The organism is Streptomyces sp. ATLC9 (genome assembly GCF_057196705.1).
In genome coordinates this window covers 1-9,757 of the sequence record NZ_JBXUOY010000204.1, presented here as the reverse complement: position 1 = coordinate 9,757, position 9,757 = coordinate 1, and the positions used below count along the sequence as shown (strand labels likewise).

Annotated in this window: 9 protein-coding genes; 7 read left to right on the top strand and 2 right to left on the bottom strand. The window is 72.9% G+C overall.

All coding sequences use genetic code 11. The features are described 5' to 3' along the window. Positions 1-1,604: succinic semialdehyde dehydrogenase (locus tag AC2CJA_RS19480; protein ID WP_484603980.1), on the top strand; the 1,604-nt coding region annotated here is incomplete at its 5' end. Between the two features lie 87 nt (positions 1,605-1,691). Beyond that, positions 1,692-3,560, top strand: a complete 1,869-nt coding sequence (locus AC2CJA_RS19475; RefSeq protein WP_484603979.1) for a GMC family oxidoreductase N-terminal domain-containing protein — start codon at positions 1,692-1,694, stop codon at positions 3,558-3,560. A gap of 79 nt (positions 3,561-3,639) precedes the next feature. Here the strand turns inward: AC2CJA_RS19475 and AC2CJA_RS19470 are convergent, their stop codons facing one another. Continuing rightward, positions 3,640-3,903, bottom strand: coding sequence for an LAETG motif-containing sortase-dependent surface protein (locus AC2CJA_RS19470; RefSeq protein WP_484603978.1), 264 nt, complete (start codon positions 3,901-3,903; stop codon positions 3,640-3,642). Between the two features lie 551 nt (positions 3,904-4,454). Beyond that, positions 4,455-4,745, bottom strand: a complete 291-nt coding sequence (locus AC2CJA_RS19465; RefSeq protein WP_484603977.1) for a chorismate mutase — start codon at positions 4,743-4,745, stop codon at positions 4,455-4,457. A 321-nt stretch (positions 4,746-5,066) separates the two neighbouring features. On the opposite strand from AC2CJA_RS19465, the gene guaA reads away from it, so the two are divergent. From guaA to AC2CJA_RS19440, 5 genes are all read left to right on the top strand, one after another. Beyond that, positions 5,067-6,686: a glutamine-hydrolyzing GMP synthase gene (gene guaA, locus AC2CJA_RS19460; RefSeq protein WP_484603976.1), complete on the top strand. Its 1,620-nt coding sequence runs from the start codon at positions 5,067-5,069 to the stop codon at positions 6,684-6,686. A 121-nt stretch (positions 6,687-6,807) separates the two neighbouring features. Further along, a complete protein-coding gene (locus AC2CJA_RS19455; RefSeq protein WP_241716673.1) occupies positions 6,808-7,419 on the top strand; it encodes a Uma2 family endonuclease in 612 nt (203 codons plus the stop codon). Between the two features lie 124 nt (positions 7,420-7,543). Then, positions 7,544-8,134: a Uma2 family endonuclease gene (locus tag AC2CJA_RS19450; protein WP_484603981.1), complete on the top strand. Its 591-nt coding sequence runs from the start codon at positions 7,544-7,546 to the stop codon at positions 8,132-8,134. 255 nt (positions 8,135-8,389) lie between these two features. Then, positions 8,390-8,998: a Uma2 family endonuclease gene (locus AC2CJA_RS19445; protein WP_484603975.1), complete on the top strand. Its 609-nt coding sequence runs from the start codon at positions 8,390-8,392 to the stop codon at positions 8,996-8,998. 106 nt (positions 8,999-9,104) lie between these two features. Further along, entirely contained in the window at positions 9,105-9,668 is a 564-nt protein-coding gene (locus tag AC2CJA_RS19440) for a dihydrofolate reductase family protein (RefSeq protein WP_484603974.1), read from the top strand. Positions 9,669-9,757 lie beyond the last annotated feature (89 nt).

Sequence of the window (9,757 nt, the reverse complement as noted above, 5' to 3'; positions counted from 1 at the left end):
CCCCCGAAGCCCCCGCGACGGCCGGCAACCCGGTCGCCGCCGCGCCCGCCGGAGCCCGTACCGCCGCCGGCGTGGTGACCGGTGAGCTGGTCGCCCGGCTGACCCGAGGCCTGGCGGGCAGTGGCCGCACCGCGTGCCACACCCCCTCCACCGGCGAGAAGCTGGCCGACCTGCCCGAGTCCACTCCCGCGGACGTCGCCGAGGCCTACGCCCGGGCCCGCAGGGCGCAGCGGACATGGGCGGCGCGGCCGGTGCGCGAACGCGCGGCCGTCCTGCTGCGCTTCCACGACCTGCTGCTCGCCCGTCAGCCGGAGGTGCTGGACCTGGTCCAGCTGGAGACCGGCAAGGCGCGGCTGCACGCCCACGAGGAGGTGCAGGCGGTCGCCGTCGCCGCCCGCCACTACGGCCGCAGGGCCGCGGCGTACCTGCGCCCCCGGAACCACACCGGCGCCATCCCGGTGCTCACCCGGGTGCGGGAGCTGCGCCATCCCAAGGGCGTGGTCGGGCAGATCGCCCCGTGGAACTACCCGCTGGAGCTGTCGGTCGGCGACGCGCTGCCCGCCTTCGCCGCGGGCAACGCCGTCGTCATGAAGCCCGACACCGAGACCGCGCTGACCGCCCTGTGGGCACGTGACCTGCTGATCGAGGCGGGGCTGCCGGCCGAGGTCTGGCAGATCGTGATCGGCGAGGGGCCGGTCGTCGGCCCGGCCGTCGTCGACCACGCCGACTACGTCTCCTTCACCGGCTCCACCCGCACCGGCCGCGAGGTCGCCCAGCGGGCCGCGTTCCGCCTGGTGGGGACCTCGCTGGAGCTGGGCGGCAAGAACGCCATGCTGGTGCTGGAGGACGCCGACGTCGACCGCGCGGCCGAGGGCGCGGTGCGCGCCGCCTTCTCCTCGGCCGGGCAGCTGTGCATCTCCATCGAGCGGCTCTACGTCCACGCCTCGGTCGCCGACGCCTTCCTGGAGCGGTTCACCGCCCGCACCAGAGCGCTGCGCCTGGGCTCGGCGCTGGCCTACGGCGCCGACATGGGGTCGCTCGTCTCGCGGCGGCAGCTGGAGAACGTGGTGCGGCATGTGGAGGACGCCGTCGCCAAGGGCGCGAAGGTCCTGGCCGGCGGCAGGGCGCGCCCCGACGTCGGTCCGCTGTTCTACGAGCCGACCGTCCTGGAGGGCGTCACCGCCTCCATGGCCGTCTGCGGCGAGGAGACCTTCGGCCCCGTCGTCTCCGTCTACCGCTTCACCGACGAGGACGAGGCGGTCGCGCTGGCCAACGCCACCCCCTACGGCCTCAACTCCAGCGTCTGGACGAGGGATGCCCGCCGGGGCCGCGAGATCGCCGCCCGGCTGCGCACCGGCACGGTCAACGTCAACGAGGGCTACGCCGCCGCGTACGGCAGCGTCCAGTCGCCGATGGGCGGCATGGGCGAGTCCGGGGTGGGCCGCCGGCACGGCTCGGAGGGCATCCTCAAGTACACCGAGGCGCAGACCGTCGCCACCCAGCGGCTGCTGCCCATGGCCCCGTCGCTCGGCATGGACGACGCGAGGTACGCGGCCTTCATGAATTCCTCCCTGCGCGTGATGAAGGCGCTCCGCCTCCGCTGACGCCCCCGTCCGGAACCCCGCCCTCACCCCCGCCCCACCACCTTCCGCCTCCTTCCCCGGAGCCGATACGCACCACCGGAGGTCCCCGTGTCCCCAACGCAGGACGAAGCAGCGCGGCAGCCGTCCGGCCGGCCGCAGCCGCACGACTACGACGTGATCGTGGTCGGTTCCGGCTTCGGCGGTTCGGTGTCCGCGCTGCGGCTGACGGAGAAGGGCTACCGGGTCGGGGTGCTGGAGGCGGGGCGCCGCTTCACCCGCGAGACGCTGCCGAAGAACTCCTGGGACCTGAGGAACTACCTGTGGGCCCCGGCGCTGGGCCTGTACGGCATCCAGCGCATCCATCTGATGGACAAGGTGATGATCCTGGCCGGCGCCGGAGTGGGCGGCGGTTCGCTGAACTACGCCAACACCCTCTACGTACCGCCGCCGGCCTTCTTCGCCGACCGGCAGTGGGGGCACATCACCGACTGGCAGGAGGAGCTGAAGCCCTACTACGACCAGGCCAGGCGGATGCTGGGCGTGCGGCTGAACCCCACGGTGACGCCCTCGGACGTCCATCTGAGGGCCGCGGCCGGGAGGATGGGAGTGGGCGACACCTTCCACCTGGCTCCGGTGGGCGTCTTCTTCGGCGACGGAGAGGACGCGGGGGGCGAGGTCAGGGCCGCTCCGGGGGCGGAGGCGCCCGACCCCTACTTCGGCGGCGCGGGCCCGGCCCGCCGGGCGTGCACCGAGTGCGGCGAGTGCATGACCGGCTGCCGCCACGGGGCCAAGAACACCCTCAACGAGAACTACCTGTACCTCGCCGAGAAGGCGGGCGCGGTCGTCCACCCGATGACCACCGTCACCGAGGTCGCCGAGGACGGCGCCGGAGGCTTCCGGGTGACCGCGGTGCGCACCGGGAAGCGCCGGGGAAGGCGCACGGTGCTGCGCGCGCGGAAGGTGGTGATCGCCGCCGGCACCTACGGCACCCAGACACTGCTGCACCGGATGCGCGACCAGGGCGTCCTGCCGCACATCTCCCCGAAGCTGGGCGAGCTGACCCGCACCAACTCCGAGGCCCTGGTCGGCGCCCTGACCACCCCGCGCCGCTACCGGAGGAAGCACGGGCCGGACGCGGGGCCGGACTTCACCCGGGGAGTGGCCATCACCTCCTCCATCCACCCCGACGACAACACCCACATCGAACCGGTGCGCTACGGCAAGGGCTCCAACGCCATGGGCGCCCTCTCCGTCCCCCAGGTGCCCTACGGCCGCGCGCCGAGGCCGCCGGCCTTCCTGGCGCACTGCCTGCGCCATCCCGCGCGGACCGTGCGGACGCTGTCCAACTACCGCTGGTCGGAGCGGACGATCATCGGCCTGGTGATGCAGTCCCTGGACAACTCCCTGACCACCTACCGCAGGACCAAGGGCCCGGGCAAGGGGCTGCTGACGGCGAGGCAGGGCCACGGCGCACCCAACCCGGACCACATCCCCGAGGGCGCCGAGGCCGCGCGGCTCGTCGCCGAGGAGATAGGCGGCTTCCCGGCGGCGAACATCGGCGAGCTGATGGGCACCCCGCTGACCGCGCACTTCCTGGGCGGCTGCCCGATCGGCGCCTCGCCCGGCGAGGGCGTCATCGACCCCTACCACCGGCTCTACGGGCACCCCGGGATCTCGGTGGTGGACGGCGCGGCCGTCTCCGCCAACCTCGGCGTCAACCCGTCGCTGACCATCACCGCCCAGGCCGAGCGGGCGATGTCCCTGTGGCCCAACAAGGGCGAGGCCGACCCCCGCCCCGCGCAGGGCGCAGGCTACGTACGCGTGCCGCCGGTGCCGCCCCGGGCCCCGGCGGTGCCCGAGGAGGCGTTCGCGGCGCTGAGGCTGCCGGTGCTGCCCGTCCCGGCCGTCCCGCCGGGGCGGACGTCGCCGGAGGCCGGGACGGCGGGGGCCGAGGCGGCGGAGGCCACCGAGGCCTGAGCGGTACGTGTGTGAGGGGGGAGCGGCCCGGACGCTCCCCCCTCACACACGCCTGTGGCGCACCCGCACGTTCACGCCGTCACGCGGCGGCGGAGGTGTCCGCCCCGGCGCCGTCCCGGCGGCGCACGACGTACATCGCGCCGGCGCCCAGCGCCACGGCCGCGGCACCCGCGGGACCGGACATCGGCAGCGCGGAGGACGAACCGGTCTCGGCGAGTCGGCCGGCGGTGCCGACCCTGGTGACCTTGTCCGGGGTGACCGGCTTCGCACCACCGGTCTGCGGCTCGGGCTTGGACTCGCCGGGCTCCGGGGCGGGGGACTCCGTGTTCTCCGGGTCCTCCACGGAGGTGGTCCCGTGGCCGTCGGCGTACGCGGCGGGCGCCGCGACCGGCGCCGCGTCCGGACCGGTGCGGCACAGGGGGCGGAAGCGGGCGGTTGCCCACGCTCACCCGGGTTTCGGTGTGGTGTATGTCATGTGCAGGCGTGTCGCCCGTGTGGCGCATCCGTGACGGAAAGCCGCGCAACCTTTCCGGCCGCTCGTTCGTCCCGGCACGTCTGTGCAGGTGGACGCGGTGAAGCGGTGAAGGCGGAACCGCGGAGCGGCCGGCCCCCGGCGTCCCGGGGACCGACCGCTGGGTCGTGGCCGGACCGCTGTCCCCTGCCGTCCGGCCACTGCACCGGAGCGAGGTCCCACGACGCCCGGTCCTCACCTCCCGAGGGAGGAGGGCGTCTCATCGCTCCGATGCGCTCCCCACGCCTCCGGGCGCCCGGCCGGCTCTGGGGTCGCCAGGTCCAACGACCGTGCCCCGCGGCGGTAATGCGCCGTACGGGTGGTCGTCTCCCGGCGGGACGCGGAGCGGGGACGGGGCGTCGGCGTGTACGGGCCCGGCCGGCTCAGACGCGCCCGCGGCACAGCTCCAGCAGGGTCATGGCCAGGGAGGTGCCCGGCCGGCCCAGCCGCTCGCGGTAGCGGGTGAGGACCTCCATCTCGCGCGAGAGGTTCACCCGGCGCCCGCCCGAGCCGATCCGGGCCCGCTGGACGCGGGCGGAGACCTCCATGCGCTCTCGCACCAGGGCGATGAGCCGGCGGTCCAGTTCGTCGATCCGCTCGCGGTCCCGCGCGATCCGCTCGTCGGTTCCGGTTCCCGCCTCGGCGGCGGTGGTGGCAGGGGTGGTGGTGGCCATGGCCGTACGTCCCTCCTGGGGTCGTCGCGCCCGGCGCCGGTCGTGCCCCGGGGACACGGCAGGCGCCCCGGGCCTTGACCGGCCCGGGGCGCCTGGGGAAGTCGCTCGTCAGTCGTTCACACGGCGTGCGGGATCCCATGGCGGCCGGCCGGGCCGGTGCCATGGGTAAACCAGAAGATCCGCGCGAACATGCGCCCAGTATGCACCCGGAGGCGGGCCGGGGCGGGCGCGGGGCCGGATGGTGAGACGGCCGGTCGGGTGCGCACCGCCGGTAGACTGGGCTTTCCCAGCCCAGATCCACGCCGAAAGGCAGCCAGCCCCGTGGCATCAGAGCCCACCGAGCCCACCGCGCCCGCCGAGTCCACGGCCGCGCCCGACGCCCCGGACACCGTCCTCGTCGTCGACTTCGGCGCGCAGTACGCCCAGCTCATCGCCCGCCGCGTACGCGAGGCCCGGGTCTACAGCGAGGTCGTCCCCTCCACCACACCGGTGGCGGAGATGCTCGCCAGGAACCCGAAGGCGATCATCCTCTCCGGCGGCCCCTCGTCCGTGTACGCCGAGGAGGCGCCCGGCATCGACCGCGCGCTGTTCGAGGCCGGGGTGCCCGTCTTCGGCATGTGCTACGGCTTCCAGCTGATGGCCCAGACGCTGGGCGGCACCGTCGACAACACCGGCCGCCGCGAGTACGGCGGCACGGCCCTGACCGTCACCCGTCCCGGCTCCACCCTCTTCGAGGGCACACCCGCCGAGCAGTCGGTGTGGATGTCGCACGGCGACGCCTGCTCGGCCGCGCCCGAGGGTTTCACCGTCACCGCCGCCACCGACGGCGTCCCCGTGGCGGCCTTCGAGGACGACGAGCGCAGGCTCTACGGCGTGCAGTACCACCCCGAGGTGATGCACTCCACGCACGGCCAGCAGGTGCTGGAACACTTCCTCTACCGGGGCGCGGGCCTGAAGCCGACCTGGACGGCCGCGAACGTCGTCGAGGAGCAGGTCGCGGCCATCCGCGCCCGGGTCGGCACCAGGCGAGCCATCTGCGGCCTGTCCGGCGGCGTGGACTCCGCGGTGGCCGCCGCCCTGGTCAACAAGGCCATCGGTGAGCGTCTGACCTGCGTCTACGTGGACCACGGGCTGATGCGCAAGGGCGAGTCCGAGCAGGTCGAGAAGGACTTCGTGGCCGCCACCGGAGTCCAGCTCAAGGTCGTGGACGCCGAGAAGCGCTTCCTGGACGCGCTGGCCGGCGTCTCCGACCCGGAGGAGAAGCGCAAGATCATCGGCCGGGAGTTCATCCGCGTCTTCGAGCAGGCCGCGAGCGAGATCGTCGCCGAGGCCGGCTCCGGCGAGGAGGCCGTGGAGTTCCTGGTGCAGGGCACCCTCTACCCGGACGTGGTGGAGTCCGGCGGCGGCACCGGCACCGCCAACATCAAGTCCCACCACAACGTCGGCGGACTGCCCGAGGACCTCCAGTTCAAGCTGGTGGAGCCGCTGCGCAAGCTGTTCAAGGACGAGGTCCGGATGGTCGGCCAGGAGCTGGGCCTGCCCGAGGAGATCGTCCACCGCCAGCCGTTCCCCGGCCCCGGCCTGGGCATCCGCATCGTCGGCGAGGTGACGAAGGAGCGTCTGGACCTGCTGCGCGAGGCCGACGCCATCGCCCGCGAGGAGCTGACGGCGGCCGGGCTGGACCGCGACATCTGGCAGTGCCCGGTGGTGCTGCTCGCCGACGTCCGCTCCGTCGGCGTCCAGGGCGACGGCCGCACCTACGGCCACCCGGTCGTGCTGCGCCCGGTCTCCTCGGAGGACGCGATGACGGCCGACTGGACGCGTCTGCCGTACGAGACGCTGGCCCGCGTCTCCACCCGCATCACCAACGAGGTCGCCGAGGTCAACCGCGTGGTGCTGGACGTCACCAGCAAGCCGCCGGGGACCATCGAGTGGGAGTGACGCGCCCCGCGTCCTCCTGAACGTCTCCGCGCGTCAACGTCCGCGCCGCCGCTCACTCCTTCGAGCGGCGGCGCGGGCGTTTTCGGGTCGATACGCTGGGGTGAGGCCGAGAATCCCGCCCATGGGAGGAACCATGACCGCCGAGCCGCTGCCCAGCGCGTCCACCGGCCGGTGGCCGATGCCGCCGCAGGACGGCTACACCGTGGACGACTTCTTCAGCCTGCCCGACCTCCCGCCGCACACCGAACTGATCGACGGGAGCCTGGTCTTCGTGAGCCCGCAGCGGAACTTCCATTCGCTGACGCTGTACCTGCTGGAGCACGGCCTGCGGACGACCGTTCCCGAGCGCTACCGGGTGCGCCGCGAGATGGCCGTGGTGCTCACCGACCGCACCGCGCCCGAACCGGACCTCTGCGTGCTCCGGGCCGAGGCCGTGCGGAGCCGCCGGCAGGCGCGCTTCGAGGCGGAGGACGTGGTGCTCGCGGTCGAGGTCGTCTCGCCCGAGTCCGAGGAGAGGGACCGCGACACCAAGCCCCACAAGTACGCCCGCGCCGGCATCCCGCACTTCTGGCGGGTGGAGATGACCGGAGAGAACGACGACCCCGTCGTCTACGTCTATGAACTGGACGCCGTGACCCGGAGCTATGTGGTCACCGGCATCCACCACGACCGGCTGAAGCTCGCCGTCCCCTTCGACATCGACATCGACCTCACCGCGATCGACCACATGTGAGGCGGCTCCCGACTTCTCCGTGTGTCAACGTCCGCGCCGCCGCTCACTCCTTCGAGCGGCGGCGCGGGCGTTTTCGGGTCGATACGCTGGGGTGAGGCCGAGAATCCCGCCCATGGGAGGAACCATGACCGCCGAGCCGCTGCCCACCTCCTCGTGGCCCGTGCCGCCGCCGGACGGCTACACGGCGGACGATCTCGACCGCATTCCGGACCTCCCGCCCCACACGGAGCTGATCGACGGGAGCCTGGTCTTCGTGAGCCCGCAGAAGTACTTCCACTCGCTGGCGATGTTCCTGCTGGAGAGAGGACTCCACGAGACCGTTCCCGGCGAGCTGCGGGTGTGCCGGGAGATGGCCGTCGTACTGGGCAGGCGCAACCGCGTCGAACCGGACCTCTCGGTGCTGAGGGCGGAAGGCGTCACCGAGGAGGCCGAGGAGACCGGCTTCCGGGCCGGGGACGTCGTACTCGCCGCCGAAGTCGTCTCGCCGGACTCGGAGGAGCGGGACCGCAAGCGCAAGCCGCAGCTCTACGCGGAGGCGGGCATCCCGCACTTCTGGCGGATCGAGAAGGGGACGGGGCGCCGCCCGGTCGTCTACGTCTTCGAGCTGGAGCCCGCGACGCGCTGCTACGTGCCCACCGGCATCCACCACGACCGGCTGAAGCTCGCCGTCCCCTTCGACATCGACATCGATCTCACCGCGATCGACCGGCTGTAGACCGGCCGGCCGCGGACCGGCCGGTCACCCGGTCCTGGTCATGAAGCATCCGTGTCTCCGTGATGCCGCTCGTATGACTGGAGGGGTGGGGAGAGGTAATCGGCCGACCGGGGTGGCGCATATCACACCGTGATTCGGTTTCCTGGTGTCGGCGCACCGACCTGCCCGTCAACTCCAGTGTTACCACTCACCCCTTCGAGCGGCGGGGCGGGGGTTTGCGGCAAGTCGTACCGGAGGGGTGATCACCATGGCGACATGGATGATGTAGCGAACGCAAACGATGTCGACGACGAGCCGTTCCCCGAGTGGCTGCGCCCCCCGCACCGGGGCTTCACCGTCGACGACCTCTTCCGCCTGACCGACCTCCCGTCCCACACCCAGCTCGTCGACGGCGCCCTGGTCTTCCCCGCCCAGCAGAGCTCGTACCACTCGCTGACCAACTCCCTGCTGGTGGAGGGCCTGCGCCGCACCTGTCCGGCGCATCTGCGGGTGCGGCGGGAGATGGTGGTGGCACTCGGTCCCGGGCAGGCGCCCGAGCCGGACGTGTGCGTGATCCGCGCCGGGGCCGTACAGGGGCTGGAGGCCAACCGCTACGACGCCCGGGACGTCGTGCTGGCCGTCGAGACCGTCGCCCCCGACTCCGCGATCCGCGACCGCGAACGCAAACCCCAGCTCTACGCGCGGGCGGGCATCCCGTATTTCTGGCTGGTGGAGGAGGGCACGGGACGCCGTCCGGTGGTCCACGCCCACCGGCTCGATCCGGGGGCGGGGGCGTACGCCCTCACCGGCGTCCACGAGGGGCGGCTGACGCTCTCCGAGCCGTTCGGCGTCGACATCGACCTCGGCGCGATCGACCGCATGTAGTCCCCGCGGCCTGTCCGTGAGTCGTCTTCGGGGGCGTTGTCAGTGGCAGCCTCTAGCCTCTTCCCTGACACGGAATCAATCCGAGTGAATCCGAAGGGAAGCAGTCATGCGCAGGTTCAAGCTCCAGGTCCAGGTCAGCGTCGACGGCTACATGGCCGGACCGAACGGTGAGATGGACTGGATGACGTTCCCCTGGACCGACGATGTCGGCCCCCACATCAACGCGCTCACCAAGTCGGTCGACCACATCGTGCTGGGCCGCCGCCTCGCCGAGGGATTCATCCCCACATGGGCGGCCGGTCCCGAGGGCGAGACCGAGGAGTCCATCGCCTGGATGAACGGCACGCCCAAGACCGTGATCTCCGACTCCCTGGCCGAGTCGCCCTGGGAGAACGCCGAGGTCGCCGGCGGCGACCTCACCGAGACGATCGAGCGGCTGAAGGCGCGGCCGGGCGGGGACATCATCACCTACGGGGGCGGCACCCTCGTGCGGGACCTGATCGCCCGGGACCTGCTCGACGAACTCCACCTGTTCGTCAACCCGGCCGCGCTCGGCGCCGGGATGCCCGTCTTCCCCGACACCGGCTCCCACCACCGGCTCGGCCTCGTCTCCGTCCGGCCGTTCGACTGCGGGATCACCGCGCTGCACTACGAGCCGAAGCGTTCCTGACCGGTGGGGGGCCCCCCCCCCCCCCCCCCCCCGGGGCCGCCGCCCCCCCGCGGGGGGGGGGGGGGGGGGGGGCGGGGGGGGGGCCGCCC

Excerpts from the sequence above, each read along its gene's own strand:
- AC2CJA_RS19440 (WP_484603974.1), top strand. The coding sequence starts at position 9,105 with ATGCGCAGGTTCAAGCTCCAGGTCCAGGTCAGCGTCGACGGCTACATG.
- AC2CJA_RS19450 (WP_484603981.1), top strand. The coding sequence starts at position 7,544 with ATGACCGCCGAGCCGCTGCCCACCTCCTCGTGGCCCGTGCCGCCGCCG.
- AC2CJA_RS19455 (WP_241716673.1), top strand. The coding sequence starts at position 6,808 with ATGGGAGGAACCATGACCGCCGAGCCGCTGCCCAGCGCGTCCACCGGC.
- AC2CJA_RS19445 (WP_484603975.1), top strand. The coding sequence starts at position 8,390 with ATGGATGATGTAGCGAACGCAAACGATGTCGACGACGAGCCGTTCCCC.
- AC2CJA_RS19465 (WP_484603977.1), bottom strand. The coding sequence starts at position 4,745 with ATGGCCACCACCACCCCTGCCACCACCGCCGCCGAGGCGGGAACCGGA.